This is a genomic window from Caulobacter sp. GW821-FHT10F06, assembly GCF_058809215.1.
Genome location: NZ_JBXASK010000004.1, coordinates 293,736 through 312,232, shown reverse-complemented (window position 1 = coordinate 312,232; position 18,497 = coordinate 293,736). Strand labels below are relative to the sequence as shown.

Annotated in this window: 19 protein-coding genes; 10 read left to right on the top strand and 9 right to left on the bottom strand. The window is 67.6% G+C overall.

Annotation, left to right across the window (positions count from 1 at the left end; genetic code table 11):
* Window positions 1–79 precede the first annotated feature (79 nt).
* Both efp and AC1RUS_RS10850 read left to right on the top strand, forming a co-directional pair.
* Complete coding sequence (gene efp, locus AC1RUS_RS10855) at window positions 80–646, top strand: elongation factor P (RefSeq protein WP_492915870.1); 567 nt, start codon at window positions 80–82, stop codon at window positions 644–646.
* Between the two features lie 86 nt (window positions 647–732).
* Window positions 733–2,349 carry an NAD(P)/FAD-dependent oxidoreductase gene (locus AC1RUS_RS10850; protein ID WP_492915868.1) on the top strand — a complete coding sequence of 539 codons (1,617 nt, stop codon included), beginning with the start codon at window positions 733–735 and terminating at the stop codon, window positions 2,347–2,349.
* Between the two features lie 3 nt (window positions 2,350–2,352).
* On the opposite strand, the gene AC1RUS_RS10845 is transcribed toward AC1RUS_RS10850, so the two are convergent.
* On the bottom strand, window positions 2,353–3,249 hold the full coding sequence (locus AC1RUS_RS10845) for a LysR substrate-binding domain-containing protein (RefSeq protein ID WP_492915866.1): 897 nt from the start codon (window positions 3,247–3,249) through the stop codon (window positions 2,353–2,355).
* Between the two features lie 127 nt (window positions 3,250–3,376).
* On the opposite strand from AC1RUS_RS10845, the gene AC1RUS_RS10840 reads away from it, so the two are divergent.
* Window positions 3,377–3,511 carry a hypothetical protein gene (locus tag AC1RUS_RS10840; protein ID WP_492915864.1) on the top strand — a complete coding sequence of 45 codons (135 nt, stop codon included), beginning with the start codon at window positions 3,377–3,379 and terminating at the stop codon, window positions 3,509–3,511.
* Between the two features lie 92 nt (window positions 3,512–3,603).
* Here AC1RUS_RS10840 and AC1RUS_RS10835 read toward each other — a convergent pair whose 3' ends face one another.
* Together AC1RUS_RS10835 and AC1RUS_RS10830 are read right to left on the bottom strand one after the other, a co-directional pair.
* The gene (locus AC1RUS_RS10835) at window positions 3,604–4,545 is read right to left on the bottom strand and encodes an electron transfer flavoprotein subunit alpha/FixB family protein (RefSeq protein WP_492915862.1); all 942 of its coding nucleotides are present in this window, start codon (window positions 4,543–4,545) and stop codon (window positions 3,604–3,606) included.
* A complete protein-coding gene (locus tag AC1RUS_RS10830) occupies window positions 4,545–5,291 on the bottom strand; it encodes an electron transfer flavoprotein subunit beta/FixA family protein (RefSeq protein WP_492915860.1) in 747 nt (248 codons plus the stop codon). Before AC1RUS_RS10830 ends, AC1RUS_RS10835 begins: the two co-directional genes overlap by 1 nt.
* Window positions 5,292–5,522: 231 nt before the next feature.
* On the opposite strand from AC1RUS_RS10830, the gene AC1RUS_RS10825 reads away from it, so the two are divergent.
* Entirely contained in the window at window positions 5,523–5,798 is a 276-nt protein-coding gene (locus AC1RUS_RS10825) for a hypothetical protein (protein ID WP_492915858.1), read from the top strand.
* Window positions 5,799–5,801: 3 nt separating this feature from the next.
* Here the strand turns inward: AC1RUS_RS10825 and AC1RUS_RS10820 are convergent, their stop codons facing one another.
* Both AC1RUS_RS10820 and AC1RUS_RS10815 read right to left on the bottom strand, forming a co-directional pair.
* Window positions 5,802–6,380 carry a cob(I)yrinic acid a,c-diamide adenosyltransferase gene (locus tag AC1RUS_RS10820; RefSeq protein WP_492915856.1) on the bottom strand — a complete coding sequence of 193 codons (579 nt, stop codon included), beginning with the start codon at window positions 6,378–6,380 and terminating at the stop codon, window positions 5,802–5,804.
* A gap of 26 nt (window positions 6,381–6,406) precedes the next feature.
* Window positions 6,407–6,604: a twin transmembrane helix small protein gene (locus AC1RUS_RS10815; protein WP_492915854.1), complete on the bottom strand. Its 198-nt coding sequence runs from the start codon at window positions 6,602–6,604 to the stop codon at window positions 6,407–6,409.
* A gap of 309 nt (window positions 6,605–6,913) precedes the next feature.
* Between AC1RUS_RS10815 and AC1RUS_RS10810 the strand changes: the two genes are divergently transcribed.
* The 3 genes from AC1RUS_RS10810 (at window position 6,914) to AC1RUS_RS10800 (ending at window position 8,464) form a co-directional block, all read left to right on the top strand.
* A complete protein-coding gene (locus AC1RUS_RS10810) occupies window positions 6,914–7,138 on the top strand; it encodes a CC0731 family SpdR-regulated protein (RefSeq protein WP_492915852.1) in 225 nt (74 codons plus the stop codon).
* Entirely contained in the window at window positions 7,135–7,782 is a 648-nt protein-coding gene (locus AC1RUS_RS10805) for a TetR/AcrR family transcriptional regulator (protein ID WP_492915850.1), read from the top strand. Before AC1RUS_RS10810 ends, AC1RUS_RS10805 begins: the two co-directional genes overlap by 4 nt.
* Before the next feature lie 73 nt (window positions 7,783–7,855).
* Window positions 7,856–8,464, top strand: coding sequence for a TetR/AcrR family transcriptional regulator (locus AC1RUS_RS10800; protein ID WP_492915848.1), 609 nt, complete (start codon window positions 7,856–7,858; stop codon window positions 8,462–8,464).
* 15 nt (window positions 8,465–8,479) lie between these two features.
* Here AC1RUS_RS10800 and AC1RUS_RS10795 read toward each other — a convergent pair whose 3' ends face one another.
* Both AC1RUS_RS10795 and AC1RUS_RS10790 read right to left on the bottom strand, forming a co-directional pair.
* Window positions 8,480–10,099, bottom strand: coding sequence for a serine hydrolase (locus AC1RUS_RS10795; protein WP_492915846.1), 1,620 nt, complete (start codon window positions 10,097–10,099; stop codon window positions 8,480–8,482).
* 163 nt (window positions 10,100–10,262) lie between these two features.
* A complete protein-coding gene (locus tag AC1RUS_RS10790) occupies window positions 10,263–11,954 on the bottom strand; it encodes an acyl-CoA dehydrogenase family protein (protein WP_492915844.1) in 1,692 nt (563 codons plus the stop codon).
* A gap of 105 nt (window positions 11,955–12,059) precedes the next feature.
* Between AC1RUS_RS10790 and AC1RUS_RS10785 the strand changes: the two genes are divergently transcribed.
* The 3 genes from AC1RUS_RS10785 to AC1RUS_RS10775 all read left to right on the top strand — a co-directional run bounded on the left by AC1RUS_RS10785 (window position 12,060) and on the right by AC1RUS_RS10775 (window position 16,497).
* Complete coding sequence (locus AC1RUS_RS10785; protein WP_492915842.1) at window positions 12,060–12,686, top strand: glutathione S-transferase family protein; 627 nt, start codon at window positions 12,060–12,062, stop codon at window positions 12,684–12,686.
* A 120-nt stretch (window positions 12,687–12,806) separates the two neighbouring features.
* Entirely contained in the window at window positions 12,807–15,134 is a 2,328-nt protein-coding gene (locus AC1RUS_RS10780; protein ID WP_492915840.1) for a GH92 family glycosyl hydrolase, read from the top strand.
* Between the two features lie 151 nt (window positions 15,135–15,285).
* A complete protein-coding gene (locus tag AC1RUS_RS10775; protein WP_492915838.1) occupies window positions 15,286–16,497 on the top strand; it encodes a glycosyltransferase in 1,212 nt (403 codons plus the stop codon).
* Here AC1RUS_RS10775 and AC1RUS_RS10770 read toward each other — a convergent pair.
* Both AC1RUS_RS10770 and AC1RUS_RS10765 read right to left on the bottom strand, forming a co-directional pair.
* On the bottom strand, window positions 16,397–17,299 hold the full coding sequence (locus tag AC1RUS_RS10770) for a glucosamine inositolphosphorylceramide transferase family protein (RefSeq protein WP_492915836.1): 903 nt from the start codon (window positions 17,297–17,299) through the stop codon (window positions 16,397–16,399). The genes AC1RUS_RS10775 and AC1RUS_RS10770 overlap by 101 nt on opposite strands.
* A 58-nt stretch (window positions 17,300–17,357) precedes the next feature.
* Window positions 17,358–18,461 carry an FUSC family protein gene (locus tag AC1RUS_RS10765; RefSeq protein WP_492915834.1) on the bottom strand — a complete coding sequence of 368 codons (1,104 nt, stop codon included), beginning with the start codon at window positions 18,459–18,461 and terminating at the stop codon, window positions 17,358–17,360.
* Window positions 18,462–18,497: the final 36 nt, after the last annotated feature.

Below are 18,497 nucleotides of genomic sequence, written 5' to 3'. Positions count from 1 at the left end.
TAGGAGGGCGGTCACAAGATCTCTACTCCATTCGGGCCGCTCTCCGGGCAGCGCCCGGAAAACCTAAGGACTTATCGAAGTGAAGGTAGCCGCCAGCTCGCTCCGCAAGGGCGCCGTCGTCGATATGGACGGCCGTCTGTATGTCGTTCTGACCGTCGACAACATCCACCCCGGCAAGGGCACCCCGGTGACCCAGCTGAACATGCGCCGCATCTCGGATGGCGTGAAGGTTTCGGAGCGCTATCGCACGACCGAGCAGGTCGAGCGCGCCTTCGTCGACCAGCGCGACCACACCTTCCTGTACCAGGACGGCGACGGCTTCCACTTCATGAACCCGGAGAGCTTCGACCAGGTCACCGCCACGGCGGACGTGATCGGCGACGCCGCGCCCTACCTGCAAGAGAACATGACGGTCCAGCTGTCGACGCACAACGACGTGCCGATCGCCATCGAACTGCCGCGCACCATGATCCTGGAAGTCGTCGACACCGAACCGTCGGTGAAGGGCCAGACCGCCAGCTCGTCGTACAAGCCGGCCCTGCTCAGCAACGGCGTCAAGACCACCGTCCCGCCGTACATCGCCGTGGGCACCCGCGTGGTCATCCTGACCGAAGACAACAGCTACCAGGAACGCGCCAAGGACTAAGGTCCTCCAGCGATCCGACGATCCGAAGGCCCGGGGCATGCCCCGGGCCTTTTGCTTTGGCCCCTCGTTCCCGCTAAATCCCCGCCATGTTGCGCATTTCCGAACTGAAGCTGCCGCTGGACCATCCGCCGGAGGCCATGGCGCCGGCCATCGTCGCGCGCCTGGGCGTAGCGGCCGAGGATCTGATCGACTTTAAGGTGGCCCGCCGCGCCAACGACCCGCGCCGCAAGGCCGCGATCCTGCTGGTCTATTCGGTGGACGTGACGGTGAAGGACGAGGCCGCCGTGCTGGCCCGCTTCGAGGGCGATCCCCACGTGCGCCCGACCCCCGACACCGAATACCGCTACGACGTGGTCAAGGACTTCGCCGGTTCGCGCCCCGTGGTGGTCGGCGCGGGGCCTTGCGGCCTGTTCGCGGGCCTGATCCTGGCCCAGATGGGCTTCAAGCCGATCATCCTCGACCGCGGCAAGGTGGTGCGCGAGCGCACCAAGGACACCTGGGGCCTGTGGCGCCGGTCCGAGCTGAACCCGGAATCCAACGTCCAGTTCGGCGAGGGCGGGGCCGGCACCTTCTCGGACGGCAAGCTCTACAGCCAGATCAAGGACCCGCGCCACCTGGGCCGCAAGGTGCTGACCGAGTTCGTCAAGGCCGGCGCGCCCGAGGAGATCCTGACCGAGGCCCATCCGCACATCGGCACCTTCCGCCTGGTGACGATGGTCGAGAGCATGCGCGAGACCATCGAGGCCCTGGGCGGCGAATACCGCTGGACCCACCGCGTCGACGACCTCGACATCGAGACACAGGCCGACGGCTCGCGCCGACTGAAGGGACTGCATCTGTCGACCGGCGACTATATGGAAACCGAAAATGTGGTGCTGGCCGTCGGCCACAGCGCCCGCGACACCTTCCAGATGCTGTACGACCGGGGCGTCCATATCGAGGCCAAGCCGTTCTCGATCGGGGTGCGGATCGAGCATCCGCAGTCGTGGATCGACCGCGCCAAGTTCGGCTCCAACGCCGGCAATCCGATCCTGGGCGCGGCCGACTACACCCTGTCGCACCACTGCAAGAACGGCCGCACGGTGTACAGCTTCTGCATGTGCCCGGGCGGCACGGTGGTGGCGGCGACCTCCGAGCCCGGCCGCGTCGTGACCAACGGCATGAGCCAGTATTCGCGCAACGAGCGCAACGCCAACTCCGGCTTCGTGGTCGGCATCGATCCCGAGCGCGACTATCCCGGCCACCCGCTGGCGGGCGTCGAGTTCCAGCGCAAGTGGGAGTCCCTGGCCTATGTCGCCGGCGGCTCCAGCTACAGCGCGCCAGGCCAGAAGGTCGGCGACTTCCTGGCCGGCCAGGCCTCCAGCGAGATGGGCGAGGTGGTCCCGTCCTATCGCCCGGGCGTGACCCTGACCGATCTGTCCGAATGCCTGCCGCCCTTCGTCATCGAGGCCATGCGCGAGGCCCTGCCGGTGTTCGCCCGCCAGATCCCCGGCTACGACCATCCCGAAGTGCTGCTGACGGGCGTGGAGACCCGCACCTCCTCGCCGGTGCGGATCACGCGCGGCAAGGACTTCCAGAGCCTCAACACCGCCGGCCTGTTCCCGGCCGGCGAGGGCGCGGGCTATGCCGGCGGCATCCTCTCGGCGGCCATCGACGGCATCAAGGTGGCCGAGGCCGTGGCGGCGGCGTATAGGGCGGCCTGACGCTCAGCAGGCCATCGCCGGTTCGCCCCGGGCGTTGGCCGTCTCGGCCAGGAACCAGTCCCGCAGCTTGAGGATGCGGGCCAGCTTGGGGTTGTCGGCCCGCCAGACGAAGTGATGGCCGGTTTCGACATCGACCTCGCCCGCCAGAGGGCGCACCAGCCGGCCGTCGCGGAGGTCGCGCTCGGAAAGGCCGCTGCGGGCCAGGGCCACGCCCAGCCCTTGCGCGGCGGCGTCCAGCATCATCGAGGTGTCGTCGAAGCCCAGGCTGGGCGGCAACTGCGGCGTCTCCAGCCCCATGGCTCGGAACCAGGCGCTCCAAGGCAGGGCGGTGTGGCGCAGCAGCGGGGTGGTCAGCAGGTCCTCCGGCTTCTCGATGGGGTGGCGTTCGAGCAGGGCCGGACTGCAGACCGGGAACAGGCGCTCGCTGAACATCAGCGCCGACTGCGCGCCCGGCCAGGGACCTAGGCCGAAGCGCAGGGCCACGTCGACGCCGTCGCTCTGCAGGTCGGCGACGCGGTCCTCGACCCGCACGGTCAGGTCCGGCTCGCCGGTCTCGGCCGAGACCCGCGCCAGGCGGGTGACCAGCCAGCGGGTGGCGAACGCCGCGCCGGTGCTGATCACGATCGGACCGCTGGCCGCCCGCCGCGCGCCGTCGACGCCGGCTCTCAGGGTTTCGAGGGACTCGGCGACCTTGGCCGCCAAGGTTGCACCGGTGGCGGTGGGCTCCATGCTGTTGCCCTGGCGGACGAACAGGCAGACGCCGAACTCGGCCTCCAGCTTCCGGATCTGTTGGCTCACCGCCCCGTGGGTGACGAACAGCTCGTCGGCAGCGCGGCTATAGCTGCGGTGCCGGGCGGCGGCTTCCAAGGCGGTCAGGGCGGGGAAGGGTGGGAGGCGCATGGCGAGCCGAGTTGTTAGCCAGGCTCACAAGTTCGCGCAGAACCTATCGTTCGTAAAGACCGGTGTTCGGCGGCATCTTCTCCCTGCGGCCGCACCCCACCCACACAAGACCTCAGGGACACACCCCATGAAACTCCTGCTTCTCGCGGGCGCGGCGACGCTCGCCCTGATCTCCGCTGTCATCACCAAGGTTCCGCCGAACGCCATCCTGCACGACGACCTGCGCTGGGCCGAAGGGATCACGCCCAAGAGCCCCCGCTGATGCCGCGGCGCGACCCGCGCGCTCCCCCTAGGCACAAACAAAAAGGCCCGGAGTCGCCTCCGGGCCTTTCGCTATTCCTTGGAGCCGAAGCCTTACTTGCCGGCCGCGGTGAGCGCGTCCATCAGTTCGGGCACGGCGGTCTTGTAGTCGGCGACCAGGCCGAAGTCGGCGACCTGGAAGATCGGCGCGTCGGCGTCCTTGTTGATCGCGACGATCACCTTGGAGTCCTTCATGCCGGCCAGGTGCTGGATGGCGCCCGAGATGCCGATGGCGATGTACAGCGCCGGAGCCACGACCTTGCCGGTCTGGCCGACCTGATAGTCGTTCGGGGCGTAGCCCGCGTCGACCGCCGCGCGCGAGGCGCCGACGGCGGCGCCCAGCTTGTCGGCCAGGGGCTCGATGACCCGCTGGAACTCTTCGGCCGAGCCCATGGCGCGACCGCCCGAGACGACGATCTTGGCCGCGGCCAGTTCCGGGCGGTCCGACTTGACCATCTCTTCGCTGACGAAGCGGGTCTTGCCGGCGTCGGCGCCGCCCACGGTCTCGACCGAGGCCGAGCCGCCTTCTTCCGCCGCCGCGAAGGCGGTCGGACGGACGGTGATCACCTTCTTGGCGTCCGACGACTGGACGGTTTCGAGGGCGTTGCCGGCATAGATCGGGCGCACGAAGGTGTCGGCGCTGACCACTTCGACGATTTCCGAGATTGGGGCGACGTCCAGCTTGGCGGCGACGCGCGGCGCGAAGTTCTTGCCGCCCGAGGTGGCCGGCACGATGATCGCGTCGTAATTGCCGGCCAGGGCCAGCACGGCGTCGGCTTCGGCTTCGGCCACGCCGTGACCCAGGGCTTCGCTGTCGGCCAGCAGCACCTTGCGGACGCCGCTGATCTTAGCGGCGGCGTCGGCCACGGCCTTGGCGCCCGAACCCAGGACCAGCACGTCCACGTCGCCCGAGAGCTTCAGGGCGGCGGTGACGGTCTTGTGGGTGCCATCGCGCAGGTGCGCGTTGTCGTTATCGGCGACGACGAGAACGGCCATTACAGCACCCCCGCGGTGTTGAGCTTGGAGACGAGGTCAGCGGCGGTTTCCACCTTGATGCCGGCCGAGCGCTTGGCGGGCTCGGTGACCTTCAGGACCTTCAGGCGCGGCGCGACATCGACGCCGTAGTCGGCGACCGCCTTGCTGGCGATCTCCTTCTTCTTGGCCTTCATGATGTTGGGCAGGCTGGCGTAGCGCGGCTCGTTGAGGCGCAGGTCGGCGGTGATCACGGCCGGCAGATCCACGTCCAGCACCTGCAGGCCGCCGTCGACTTCGCGGGTGACCTTGGCGGCGGCGCCGGTGACCTCGATGGCCGAGGCGTAGGTGGCTTGCGGCCAGCCCAGCAGGGCCGACAGCATCTGGCCGACGGCGTTGTTGTCGCCGTCGATGGCCTGCTTGCCCATCAGCACCAGGCCTGGGACTTCCTCGGCGATGACGGCGGCCAGCAGCTTAGCGACGGCCAGCGGCTCGGGATCGGCGTCGGTGGTGATCAGCACGCCGCGATCGCCGCCCATGGCCAAGGCCGTGCGGATCGTTTCCTGGGCTTGAGCCGGGCCGATGCTGACGATGACGACCTCGGTCGCCACGCCCTTTTCCTTGAGGCGCACGGCTTCTTCGACCGCGATCTCGCAGAAGGGATTCATGGACATCTTGACGTTCGCCAGATCGACGCCCGTCTGGTCCGCCTTCACGCGAACCTTCACGTTGTAATCGATAACCCGTTTAACCGGGACTAGGACCTTCATCGGGTTTCACGCCTCCAGGCTGCGTTTTCTCCTGCGTGGGCACGGGATTACCCTTTTTGCACCGCAACGCAAGTTTCCCTTCGCGTAAGCGTAAACTGGTTTCACGCGCTGGGTTCAAACAAATGTACGACACTTCGCGGACGGCGTCCGCCCGCACCAACGCGCGCGATCGCTAAACGGACGCGCGAAAGGACTGGTCAGGCTCTAGACCGGCTACTAAAGACGCGGGCCATGAACCGCACCTTCAATCGCCTGAAGATCATCTTCGTCGGCCTGTTCCTGCTCAGCAGCGCGGGCGTGTTCGCCTATCACTACATGTGGGTGTGGCCGAAGGAGCGCTGCGAGGCACGTGGCGGCGCCTGGGCGGGCAAGTGGATGAAGTGCGGCACGATCTATTCGATCGAGACCCTGACGCGTCGTCCGCTGAACGTGCCGCCGATCAATGGCCAGCCCGCCACGCCGGCGGCTCCGGCGGCGACCCCGGCTCCGGCGCCCGCCAGGAAGTAGACCTCAGCGGGTCGCGCCGGGCTTCCACAGTACGTCGGCCGCGCCCTTGTCATTGGCCCATCGGGCCGCGACGAACAGCAGGTCCGACAGCCGGTTGAGATATTTCAGCGCCGGCCTTCCGACGACTTCGCCTTCGGTTTCTGACAACTGCACCGCCACCCGCTCGGCGCGGCGACAGACCGTGCGCGCCACGTGCAGGGCGGCGGCGGCGGGCGAGCCGGCCGGCAGCACGAACGAGGTCAGGGCCGAAAGCTCGCCGTTCAGGCGGTCAATCTCATGCTCAAGGCGATCGACCTGACTGTCGGCGATGCGCAGGGGCTCCCAGGCCGGCTTTTCGTTCTGCTCGGGGGTCGCCAGATCGGCGCCAAGGTCGAAAAGGTCGTTCTGGATGCGCTCGAGCATGGCGTCGAGCTCGGGATCGGCCGTGGTGTGTTGTCGCGCCACGCCTAGTAAGGCGTTGGTCTCGTCGACGCCGCCATAGGCCTCGACTCGCAGCGAAGCCTTGCTGACCTGGGCTCCGGTGACCAGGCGGGTCGATCCGGCGTCGCCCGTGCGCGTGTAGATCTTGTTGAGCGTGACCATGGGTCGCGGACCGCCGTTATTCTAATTCAGCGAGTACGCCACCAGAATGCGGCCACCAACACGAGGATGGCCACGAACTGGAGCACGACACGCAGGCGCATCAGCTTGTTGGAGTAGGAGCGGCCGAAATCGCCGCCCCGGAACAGCGCGTACAGGCCCATGCCCAGAGCCGAAAGCACCGCCAGCAGCACCGCGGGCACGAGAAAGTCGAACAGTCTGTCCATGCCGGCAGGATAGGGGTTTGGCCCAGGCTTTGCCATAGGTTGTCGTGTTCACGAAACGACGTCCAATGAGCGAATTCGCCGAACAGGTTCGATGAGTGCATTTGTCGCACTGGCAGAATGCGACCGGTATCATATATGTCGCATCAAGCCGCTGTTCGGTGATTTTGGGTTTGTTTGAAGGTTGCAATCGCACCTTAACGGCGATAATCCCGCCGCTCTGATTTCAAAGTATGCGTTCGTTGAACATGATCATCCCCTCCCGCAGATCGTTCAGCGCTTAATCACCAGCGGAGAGACAGGAGAAAGACCATGGCAAAGGCTGCAATCGCCCCCGCCGCGTTCTCCGCGTCCGAACGCGAAGACGCCATGGCGGAAGTCCGCCAACTGATCACCGACCTGCGCGACGCCGCGCAGGATGGGCGCACGCTCGCCCGCCGCTACGCCGACGTTCTTCAGAACGTCGTCGATGAATACTGCATTGAATTCGAGAAGCGCGCCGAGGCCGCCCTCGCACGCCTGGAGGCCGCCGCATGAGCTTTGTGTCCGTCAATATCGAGTCGGCGACCGACTCGCCTGCCAAGCTGACCCGCCGGGCCCTGGCCAAGCAGCGCACGCGCGAACGCGTCCTGTCGGCCGCCCGCCGCCTGTTCAGCGAGCGCGGCTATGAAGGCGCGACCATCCGGGACATCGCCCAGGCCGCCGGCATGTCGACCGGCGCCGTGTTCGCCAGCTTCTCGGACAAGTCGGAGCTCTTCGACGAGATTCTGACCGCCGACTACGAAGTCATCTACGCCCAGATGGTCCAGGCCGCCCGTACGGCCGGCACCGTCGACGAAGCCCTGCTGGGCCTGTTCGGCGTCGCCTACAGCTTCCACCTCGACCAGCTGCCGCTGCTGCGCGCCAGCATCGCGGTGTCGTGGACCCGCACCGAAGCCGCTGAGCGTCGCGCGCGCACCGATTTGAAGCACATCTTCCGCCTGATCGGCGAAGTCACCCAGCGCGGCATCGATCAGGGCCAGCTGAAGAGCGATATTGACGCAAAGCTCTTGGCTGAAATGACTTGGGACGTGTATGTCGCCAACTATCGCCGCGCCGTCTTCGACGGTTGGGCGGTGGACGCTCTGCTGGCGCGACTTTCGGATCAACTGAAAGTCATTTTCGCGGGCGCTCGCGCCTGATGGGGGACGCCCCGTAGGGGCGGGGCGTTCTCGATCATTTAAATGACGCTAGCGTGTTCGGAGGGGGACGGGCTTGGGCGTAAGAGACGATCAGAAGCAGGCGACGCGGGAAAAGGTCCTCGAGGCCGCCCGTGATCTGTTCAACGATGTCGGCTACGAGGAAACCACCATCCGCGCGATCGCGGAGCGGGCGGGTGTCTCGGTCGGCAGCGTCTTCACGACCTTCGCTTCGAAGGCTGAGGTGCTCAGCCATGTCATGGAGCACCGCCTCGGCGACCTCTACGCGGAGTTCGATCGCGTCGTGCCGTTCCTGCGCGGAACGACGGCCGACCGCCTGTGCTCGATCTTCGCCATCCATTACGAGTTCGAGACCCGGCGGGTGAAGCTGTTCCTGGCTCACATCGCGGCCTCCTACAGCCCCAGCGTCGATCCGGGCGTCACGCCCTATGGCCACAACGAACCGCTGACCAACATGCTGCGCGACGTGCTCAATGAGGGCGTGCGCCGGGGCGAGGTGCGTGCCGATCTCGACCAGGACGTCGCCATCGACGTGCTCAAGGCCGCCTATGCCTGGAACTACCGCGCGGCTGCGTGCGCCGGCGGCAAGGGCGACGCCGCGGCGATGTCCGCGGCGATGGACCGCCAGATCATGGCCATCTCCGACGGCTGGCGGCCCCGCTAGGCGCGGTCGATCCGTTTACGGCAGACGCGTCAGGCGCAGGTCCTGATAGTCGTACGAGAAGTCGGCCAGGGGCGAGACGGCCTTGACCAGGGCCGAGACGACCTTGCCGTCCGCCACGTCGAAGGTGATGAAGGCGTCCTCCTGCGTGCGGTCGTCGAACACCGCCATGAAACGCTCGCCGTCGAATGGGACCAGCTTGCCTTGCAGCAGCGGGGTCTTGTCGAACGAGACCTTCAGTCCAGCCTCCTGGCCCTTCTTCTTGCCCTTCGCCAGGCTGACCGTCACCGTGCCGTACCAGGGATCGCGGTAGACGCCCGCATAGGCAGCCAGCGGCAGGCTGGGCTTGGCGCCGCCGCTCTTGGGCGTGACCGCCTCGGCGGCGTCCTTGATCGTCTTGGCGTCGTTCTCCGCCTGCACCTTCTTGCTTGAGGCGATCCAGTCGAAATCCTTGCGGCCCTGCAGCCGGTCGGGGCCGCCGTAGCGCAGCGACCGCAGCACCGGGGCTTCCTCGGCGTTGGTCATCACCATGATGCCGGACTTCCGGCCCGGCAGCAGGCCCGTATAGGAGATGAAGCCCGCCAGACCGCCGGTGTGGGACAGCAGGCGCTCGCCGCGATGGTCCTGCACGAACCAGCCCAGGGCGTAAGCCTGCATCGACGGACGCACCGGATTGTCGGCCGTCGGGCCCTCGGACGCGCTGGTGATGGTCTGGGGTTTCCACATCTCGCGGGCCGAGGCCTCGCTCCACAGCCGTCCGCCGCCGGGCAGGGCGCCCAGGGCGAGCTGGGCGCGCACCCACTTGGCGATGTCCTTGGCGGTGGTGTTGACCCCGCCCGCCGCGCCGGCCGAGTCGAAGCTGCCGTCGAAGGGCAGCACCGTCTGCGGACCCAGGCCGCGCACGGGCGGCCCCATCCGGCAGTGCGGTTCGGCCCGGCGGCTCTTGTCGACCATCGAGGGCAGGGGGACCGTGTCGGTCATGCCTAGCGGATTGAGGATCCGCGTCTGGATGAAGGCTTCCCAGGGCTTGCCGGTGACGGCGGCGATCACCTCGCCGGCGGCCACGTAGAGCACGTTGTCATAGGCGTAGCCGCCGCGGAACTGACCGCCGATCGGCAGGTACTTCAGACCCGCGACGATCTCCTTGCGGGTGTGGGTCGGGGCGGGCCAGATCATCAGGTCACCGGCCCCCAGGGTCAGGCCGCTGCGGTGGACCAGCAGGTCGCGCACGGTCATCAGCTGGGTGACAACGGGGTCCTTCATCTGGAAGTCGGGCAGGTACTTGGTGACCGGCGCATCCCACTCCACCTTGCCTTCCTCGACCAGCATGGCCAGGGCGGCGGCGGTCATGGCCTTGGTGTTGGAGGCGATGCCGAAGATCGTGTTCTCGTCGCACCTAGCCGGCGCGCCCAGGCGCTTGACGCCATAGCCCTTGGTCAGGGTGATTTCGCCGTTCTCGACCACGGCGACGCCCAGGCCCGGCTCGTCGGGGAAGGCGGCCATGACCTCCTGGGCGTACTGGTCTATCGCGGCGGCGGCCGAGCCGGTCTCCCGCGCGCGCGCCGAGGTTCCGAACGCGGCGAGGCCGGTCGTCGCGAAGGCGGAGAGCAGGGCGGCGCGGCGGGTGGTGGCGAGCATGGGGCGTCCTTGGAGTGCGGGCCACAGGCTAGGCTGCACGGCCACCTCTCAACAAGCGCTCAAAAGTCGTCATCACCCGACTTGTTCGGGTGACCCAAGCGGACTTGGCCAATGCGGCTTGGGTCGCCCGGATAAACCGGGCGATGACGGACTATTTTTAGCCTCAATTCCCACCATCCAGCAGCCGCCGCGCGATGACCTGGGCCTGGATCTCCCCCGCGCCCTCGAAGATGTTGAGGATCCGCGCGTCGGCCAGCAGGCGGCTGGCGACATACTCCATGGCGAAGCCGTTGCCGCCGTGGATCTGCAGCGCGTTGTCCGCAGCCGCCCACGCAACGCGGGCGGCGATCAGCTTGGCCATGCCGGCTTCGAGGTCGCAGCGCTTGCCTTCGTCCTTCTGGGCGGCGGCGAAATAGGTCAGCTGGCGTACGCCCATGATCTCGGCGGCCATCATCGCCAGCTTGTTGGCGACGCGGGGAAACTCGAAGATCGCCTGGCCGAACTGCTGGCGGTCCAAGGCGTAGCCGAGACCGGTCTCCAGCGCCGCCTGGGCCACGCCAACGGCGCGGGCGGCGGTCTGGATGCGGGCGCTCTCGAAGGTGGCCATCAGCTGCTTGAAGCCTTGGCCGGGTACGCCGCCCAGCAGGTTCTCGGCCGGAACCGTGAAGCCGTCGAAGCCCAGCTCGTATTCCTTCATGCCGCGATAGCCGATGACGCCGATCTCGCCGCCGCTCATGCCCTGGGCGGGGAAGTCATCGCTCTCGACGCCGCGCGGCTTGGGGGCCAGCAGCATGGAGAGGCCGCGATAGTCCGTGTTCGCCGGGTCGGTGCGGACCAGCAGGGTCATGACGTCGGCGCGGGCGGCGTGGGTGATCCAGGTCTTGTTCCCAGTCACCACGTAGTTGTCGCCCTCCAGCAAGGCCTTAGTGCGCAGCGACCCCAGGTCGGATCCCGTGTTGGGCTCGGTGAAGACAGCGGTCGGCAGGATCGAGGCGTCGGCGATCTTCGGCAGCCAATATTGTTTCTGCGCCTCGGTGCCGCCGGTCAGGATCAGCTCGCCGGCGATCTCCGAGCGGGTGGCCAACGAGCCGACGCCGATCCAGGCCCGCGACAGTTCCTCGGAGACTACGCACATGGCGGTCTTGCCCATGCCGCTGCCGCCGTATTCCTCGGGGATGGTCAGGCCGAACACGCCCAGGGCGCCCAGCTCCTCGACCAGTTCGATCGGAATCAGCTGGTCCTTCAGATGCCATTCGTGAGCGAAGGGCGTGACCTTCTCTTCCGCGAAGGCGTGGAACTGGTCGCGGATCATCTCGAAGGTTTCGTCGAGGCCGGTGTTCTCCAGCGTCGGACGACCGCGCGCCTCGGCCAGTCGCTGGGCGATCCGGGTCTTCACGGCCTGCGTGCCGCCCTCGACCATCAGCTTCATCAGGCCGTTGGAGAACAGGCGGTTCATCACCGCCCGGTCGGTGACCAAATGGGCGGGGCGGACGATCTCGCCCTGGTTCATCGGTACGCCGCCGATCAGCTGGGCGCAATATTCTGAGAACAGCAGCTGGGCCAGCAGGGCCTCAACCTCGCCGAACTGGCCAGCCGCCTGCAGCCGCTCGGCCCAGCCGGCGACCTGGTTCATCAGCTCGGCATAGGCGGCGTACCAGCCGTAGCCATGAACCTGATGCTGGTTCTGGTCGGCGAGCTTGCGGTCGATCTTGTCGTCGGCGCCCGTGATGGCGGCCTTCACGGCCGGCTTGGCCTCGGCCACGAACAGCTGGGCTGCGTCGGCGGCCTCGCGCAGCAGGCCGGTCAGGCCCGGCAGGATCAAGCTGTCGGTCTTTACGGTCGCCGTGTCGGTCATGGCTTGCTCCCCTGCGCCAAACAGTTGTTTTCTTTTACTCTGAGACTTTTCGCACCTGCGAGCAATGCCGCAGCGCAGCAACAACGATAATTAAAGGGAAGACGCATGCTGAAGGTCCATCACCTCAACGAGTCGCGCTCGCAGCGGATCCTCTGGCTGCTGGAGGAGCTGGGCGTTCCTTACGAGATCGTCTTCCACAGCCGCGATCCCAAGACCCGCCTGGCCCCGCCGGAGCTGACGGCCGTCCATCCCCTGGGCAAGTCGCCGGTCATTGTCGATGGAGACCTGACGATCATCGAGTCCGGGGCGATCATCGACTACGTCATCCGTCGCCACGGCGGCGGTCGCCTGGCCCCCGACGCCGCCAGCGCCGACTACGACCGCTACCAGCAGTGGCTGCACTATGCCGAGGGGTCGGCCATGCTGCCGCTGATGCTGAACATGTATGTCGGCCGGCTGGGCGAGGGCGGCGCGCCGCTGCAGCCACGCATCCAGGGCGAGATCTCCAATCACCTGTCGTTCGTCAACGACCACCTGGCCGGGCGCGAGTTCTTCGTGGGCGAGGTCCTGACCGGCGCCGACATTCAGATGAGCTTCGTGCCCGAGGTCGCCAAGGCCATGGGCAAGCTGCCGGAGTATCCGCACATGGCCGCCTGGATCGAACGCATGCACGCCCGCCCGGCCTGGAAGGCGGCGCTGGAGAAGAGCGGGCCCTACAAGATGGGGGAGTAAGCTCCCAAAACTTTGTCATCCCGGAAGCCTCGCAGAGGCTGTCCGGGATGACAAGAATTGGGGTGTTGGCCGAACCGGCACAGGCTCCCTACAGTCCACCGCCCCCCACCGAGGATCCCCATGCGCCTAGCCCTGGTCCTGACCGCCTGCCTGTCCCTGGCGGCGCCCGCCTTCGCCCAGACCTCGGCCTACGAGGCGGTGGACCCGTTCATCGGCACGGGCGGCGACGGCCACACCTTCCCAGGCGCGGTGGTCCCGTTCGGCATGGTGCAGCTGAGCCCCGACACCGAGATCCTGCCGTTCAAGCAGAGCTATGCCCGCGCCTCGGGCTACCGGTTCGGCGATCCGACCATCATCGGCTTCTCGCACACCCACTTCTCGGGTTCGGGCCATTCGGATCTCGGCGACATCCTGCTGGCCCCGGTCTCGGGCGAGGCCAAGCTGGACATGGGCGAGAGCGACAAGCCGGGCTCGGGCTACCGCTCGCGCTACAGCCATTCCACCGAGGTCGCCCAGCCGGGCTACTACGCGGTGACCCTGAGCGACTCCAAGGTCCGCGCTGAACTGACCGCCGGCCTGCGCACCGGGATGCACCGTTACGCCTTCGAGGCCGGAGCGCGGGCCCAGGTGCTGCTCGACCTGCGCACCTCGATCTACAACTATCCGGGCAAGGTGACCTGGTCGCGGATCCGGGTGGCCGAGGACGGGACGATCACCGGCTATCGCGAGACCCGCGGCTGGGCGCCGGGCCGCAAGCTGTTCTTCGCCATCCGCTTCGACCGGCCGCTGGTCGGCCAGGCGCTGTACAATCGCGAGACGGATGTCCCCTACAAGGGCTTCGCCCAGCCGGGCCGCACCGCCAACGACCGCGCCCAGATGCAGGGCCGGGCCCTGGTCGGAGTGTTCGACTTCGGCGTCATCGACAAGCCGCTGGTCGCCAAGGTCGCGATCTCGTCGGTCAGCGAGGACGGGGCGGTCGCCAACCTCTCCAGCGACGAGAAAGGCTTCGACTTCGACGCCCAGCACGGCCGCGCCCGCAAGGCCTGGGAGGAGGCGCTGGCCGCCGTCCAGATCGAGGCCGCGCCGGATATGCGCAAGACCGTCTACACCGCCCTCTATCACACGCTGATCGCGCCCAGCGTCTTCGCCGACGCCGATGGCCGCTACCGCGGGCCCGACGACCAGGTCCACGAGGGCAAGGTCGGAAAGCGCGACTTCACCTTCCACTCGACCTTTTCGCTGTGGGACACCTTCCGCGCCGAGCACCCGCTGTTGACCCTGGTCCAGCCGGAAAAGCGCAACAGCGACATCGTCAATTCGCTGATCGCCTCGCAAGCCGAGAGCCCCTACGGAATCCTGCCGGTCTGGCAGTTCCACGGCCAGGAGACCTGGACAATGATCGGTTATCACGCCGTGCCGGTGATCGCCGACGCCTACCTGAAGGACATCCGGGGCTTCGACGACAAGGCGGCGCTGGAGGCGATGGTCAAGAGCGCGACCTATGCGCCCTACGGCGGTCTGGGCGACTACATGGCCCTGGGCTATGCGCCGATCGACAAGGAGCCGGAAGCCGCCTCCAAGACCGTCGAATACGCCTATGACGACTGGACCATCGCCCGCATGGCCAAGGCGATGGGTCAGGACGACATTGCGGCGACGTTCCTGAGGCGGGCTTCCAACTGGCGCAACAGCTTCGACGCCAAGACCGGCTTCCTGCGGGCCCGCAAGAGCGACGGGTCGTTCCGCGAGCCGTTCAATCCGACCGCCATCAACTATGGCTCCGACTACACCGAGGGCAACGCCTGGCAATATTCGTGGTTCGCGCCCCAGGACCTGGGCGGGATCGTCCAGATCCTGGGCGGTGACGCGGCGACGGTAAAGAAGCTGGACGCCATGTTCGACTTCGACAACTCGAAGATCGATTACTCGCACGCCGAGGACATCGCCGGCCTGATCGGCCAGTACATTCACGGCAACGAGCCCAGCCACCACGTGGCCTACATGTACAACTTCGCCGGCGCGCCCTGGCGCACCCAGGCCCGACTGAACCAGATCGTGAAGAGCCAGTACAAGGCCGCGCCCGACGGCCTGTCGGGCAATGATGACCTTGGCCAGATGTCGGCCTGGCTGGTGTTCACGGCCTTGGGCTTCTACCCGGTGACGCCGGGCTCGAACGAATACGTCATCGGCCGGCCGTTCGTGGATAAGGCGGGCCTGGTCCTGCCTAACGGCAAGCGCTTCACGATCAAGGCCGAAGGGCTGTCGGCCGCGCGGCCCTATGTCGGCGCGATCCGGCTGAACGGAAAGCCCCTGGCCCGGGGCTTCCTCCGCCACGACGAGATCCTGGCCGGCGGGGAACTGGTCTTCACGATGAGTGCGACGCCCAACAAGACCTGGGCGACGAAGGCTGCCGAGCGGCCGACCTCGATGACGCCCTATGGTCGGTAGGCGGGAGCATACCCTGACTCCGAAAATGTCCGTCTTCGGTCCATCCGGCTTGAGGCGCCCGGCGGGCCGCGGCGTCTAATCAGAGTGGCGTCTTAACGGCCGCGGATAGCCCGCGATCCCAGCCGCTTTGATTGGCTGGGGGGCCGATTTCATGATCGATCGCGCGCGGAGCATCGCCGTCGTTCTGCATGACCTGCCGCTGGGCGGATCCGAGCGCATCGCGGTCCGGCTGGCCAACCGGTGGGCGGCTTCGGGGCGGCAAGTGACCCTGTTCTGCGGCGCGCGCGAGGGGCCGCTGGCTCGCATGATCGGCGCCGATGTCGAGGTGGTCGAGTGCGATCCGCCGATCCGGCGCGGTCGCGGCTCGCGCCGCAAGCTGGGCCAGGCCGTCGCCGACTATGTGGCCCAGACCAGGCCCGACATCCTGTTCGTGCCCGGCAACTATCACTGGCCGATCCTGCCGGAGATCGACGCCCTGCCCGACGACCAGCGCCCCGGCGTGGTCGCCCAGATCGGCACGCCGCTGTATCGGCACGGCCGGGGCTGGCTGGCTCAGATTCCCTATAATCTGAAGACCCGCTGGCAGCTGCACCGCGTCGACCGGGCGATCTCGCTGTCGCCCAGCATGACCCGCGACGCCGACTTCGTGCTGGGCAAGCGCGTCACCCAGTGCATCCGTCTGCCGGCCCTGGACGATGACGATCACGCCTTCAACCCGCCTGCGACGGGCAAGCTGATCCTGGCCGCTGGACGCCTGGTCAAGGAGAAGGGCTTCGAGGTCGCCCTGCGCGCCTTCGCCAAGCTGGGTGATCCGGACGCCTGGCTGGCGATCGTCGGCGACGGCGAGGAGCGCGAGCCGCTGATGGCCCTGGCCGAACAGCTGGGTGTCAGCGGCCGGGTGCTGCTGCCCGGCTATGTGCCCGATATCCGGCCGTGGCTGGAGAAGGCTCGGGCCTTCCTGCTGACCTCCTATTACGAAGGCTATGCGGCGGTGATCGTCGAGGCGCTGGGCGCGGGACGGCCCGTGGTCAGCACCGACTGCACGCCGGCCGCTCGCGAGTTGCTGACTGGCGACGAGGCTGGCCACGTGGCGCCGATCGGCGACGCGGCGGGTCTGGCCGAAGGCCTGCGCAAGGTGCTGGCCCAGCCCGCGCCCGATCCCCAGGCTCTGGCGCGTCGCGTCGACGGCTACCGCATCGGTCCGATCGCCGAGGACTATCTGGCGGTGTTCGACGCCGTCGCGGCCCAGCGCGTGTCGGCGCTCAAGCCTGCCGCCGCCCCGCCAATTTTCGCCATTCCCGGAGGGCGTCCTGCGCCAACGATGCCGGCGACACCTCAAAGCGCTTGGCGTCGATCAGCGTAACCGGACCCGCCGCCGACAAGGTGTGGAAGCCGTCGCGGTAACGCCCGAAGCTGGATGGAGCGGTGATCGGTTCGTCCGCCGTCGCCTCGAACCTATCCGGCGTCAGGGTGGTGACCCGCAGCATCCGCATCGCGCCGCCATAGGTCTTGCGACAGTCCTGCATCGGCAACACGATGACGCCGTCCACGACAGCCGGCGTGCCGCCCGGCCGTGAGCTGGACGGATCGTAGCGCACCGGATTGCCGGCGTGCGGCGTCCAGGGGGCGGTGAGCTTCTCCGCATAGGCGACGTGCAGGGCGCTGACCTTGTCGGCCTTGGTCGTCGCCGGCGTGTAGAACAGCCACCACAGGCCGTCATGGAAGATCGGCGTGGCGTCGATCGCCACCTGGTCCAGCGCGATCGTCTGGACCGGCGTCCATTGGGTCGGGAAGTCCTCGGCCCGATACAGGGTCAGCCGTCCGGACTTGTGGGCCTCGGGCAGCATGTAGGTCTCGCCGTCCGTCTCGATGATGAACGGATAGGACAGGTGCCAGGGCTCTTTCAGCGCCGGCTGGTGGTCCAGCAGCTGGAAGTCCTGATCGAACGTCATCACCTCGATCGCCCCGACCCGGTCGCGATAGTCGTAGACCTCGACGAAGACGTAGAACTTGCCGTCCCTCCAGACACCGAAGGGGTCGGCGTAGAAGCGCAATGGGCCGGCGTCGGGGAGCCAGGTCACGGCCTGCTCGGCCAGGGCGCCGGGCGACAGCAGATCCTTCAGCGGCGCGCGCACCAGGCCCACGCGCCACATGTCCTTCACCACGCCCACTCGATCCGCCCCCTGATTTGACGAGGGCATCATGGCAGGCCGGCGAGCGCGCTTAAACGCTCTTCTTGCCGCCGGCCGGCGCGGTGGTCCGCAGCATCAGGTCGAGGATCAGGTTGGCCCCCACCACGATCGCCGCGCCGATGGCGGTGGCGGCCAGGCGGTCGGTCAGCAGGGCGGTGTGGATCGGCTTGCCCAGGTCCAGGACCAGCAGGATCACCGGCGTCGAGACCACAGAATAGGCCAGGTAGCTGCGCGGTCGCAGCAGGGTGGCGGCCGCCGCGAGGATGCAGATCGCGACACCCAGCACGAGGTGTGGCGACGCATGGGTCAAGACCATCGCCGTCATGGTCAGCCAGGTCAGGGCCACGCCCAGAGAGGTTCCCAGCGCGCGCTGGACGACCTTGACCGGCAGGTGCTCGATCGGACGCTGGGTTAGCAGGGCGACCGTCAGCACGATCCAGCCATAGTGATGGCTGGGCCAGAGATGGCGCAACACGCTGGCGGCCGAGAGGCCCAGGACCACGCGGATCGGAAACTGCCAGCCGGCCAGCTGGCTCATGGTCTTGCGCCAGTGGGCGCGCAGCTGGGCCGGTGTCGGCGGCTTGCGTGAGGGCGGCGCGTCCGCCTCCGGTTCGAGCGGCTTCGCTCTCGCCAGCAGGGCGCGCAGAGCGATGTTCCACAGCGCGCCGAGCCCGAAGACTAGGGCGGCGCTCCCGCGATGGGCGCCGGCGCTCTGCAGCAGGGTGTAGCTGAGCACCAGATAGATGATGAATCGAATGGCGGCGGCCCCGACCGGCCGGCTGTAGCCGCTGATCGCCGCGCCTGCGCCGGCCAGCAGCACCATGGCCATGTCGGCCCAGGGCGAGGGCTCGGCGCAGATCAGGGTGGCGACGATCACCGCCAGGGCGGCCGGGAGGATCGCCGAGTCCGGGGCGGGGCGCTCCTTGGCGTCCGAGGCGCCGGGCGCGTCGGTCAGCAGCATGGCGCCCAGGCCGATGGTGAAGCCGATGTCCGGACGTCCCGTCGCCAGGCCCGCCAGCACCGGAACGGTCATGCCCAGGACGGCGATGGCCAGCGCCCGGACGTCCAGTTTGTCGGCGTCCGACCAGGCCAAGGCCTTGCCCAGCGGGGTTTCGCCGATCGATCTGAAGGTCACGTCTCGTCCCGATCCCCCGCGCCCGGCTCAAGTCAA

Bases quoted from the DNA above. Each gene is read 5' to 3' on its own strand.
- AC1RUS_RS10805 (WP_492915850.1), top strand. From the start codon at position 7,135: ATGAGCTTTGTGTCCGTCAATATCGAGTCGGCGACCGACTCGCCTGCC.
- AC1RUS_RS10790 (WP_492915844.1), bottom strand. From the start codon at position 11,954: ATGACCGACACGGCGACCGTAAAGACCGACAGCTTGATCCTGCCGGGC.
- AC1RUS_RS10835 (WP_492915862.1), bottom strand. From the start codon at position 4,545: ATGGCCGTTCTCGTCGTCGCCGATAACGACAACGCGCACCTGCGCGAT.
- AC1RUS_RS10830 (WP_492915860.1), bottom strand. From the start codon at position 5,291: ATGAAGGTCCTAGTCCCGGTTAAACGGGTTATCGATTACAACGTGAAG.
- AC1RUS_RS10785 (WP_492915842.1), top strand. From the start codon at position 12,060: ATGCTGAAGGTCCATCACCTCAACGAGTCGCGCTCGCAGCGGATCCTC.
- AC1RUS_RS10850 (WP_492915868.1), top strand. From the start codon at position 733: ATGTTGCGCATTTCCGAACTGAAGCTGCCGCTGGACCATCCGCCGGAG.
- AC1RUS_RS10840 (WP_492915864.1), top strand. From the start codon at position 3,377: ATGAAACTCCTGCTTCTCGCGGGCGCGGCGACGCTCGCCCTGATCTCC.
- AC1RUS_RS10845 (WP_492915866.1), bottom strand. From the start codon at position 3,249: ATGCGCCTCCCACCCTTCCCCGCCCTGACCGCCTTGGAAGCCGCCGCC.
- AC1RUS_RS10815 (WP_492915854.1), bottom strand. From the start codon at position 6,604: ATGGACAGACTGTTCGACTTTCTCGTGCCCGCGGTGCTGCTGGCGGTG.
- AC1RUS_RS10780 (WP_492915840.1), top strand. From the start codon at position 12,807: ATGCGCCTAGCCCTGGTCCTGACCGCCTGCCTGTCCCTGGCGGCGCCC.
- AC1RUS_RS10810 (WP_492915852.1), top strand. From the start codon at position 6,914: ATGGCAAAGGCTGCAATCGCCCCCGCCGCGTTCTCCGCGTCCGAACGC.
- AC1RUS_RS10775 (WP_492915838.1), top strand. From the start codon at position 15,286: ATGATCGATCGCGCGCGGAGCATCGCCGTCGTTCTGCATGACCTGCCG.
- AC1RUS_RS10825 (WP_492915858.1), top strand. From the start codon at position 5,523: ATGAACCGCACCTTCAATCGCCTGAAGATCATCTTCGTCGGCCTGTTC.
- AC1RUS_RS10820 (WP_492915856.1), bottom strand. From the start codon at position 6,380: ATGGTCACGCTCAACAAGATCTACACGCGCACGGGCGACGCCGGATCG.
- AC1RUS_RS10795 (WP_492915846.1), bottom strand. From the start codon at position 10,099: ATGCTCGCCACCACCCGCCGCGCCGCCCTGCTCTCCGCCTTCGCGACG.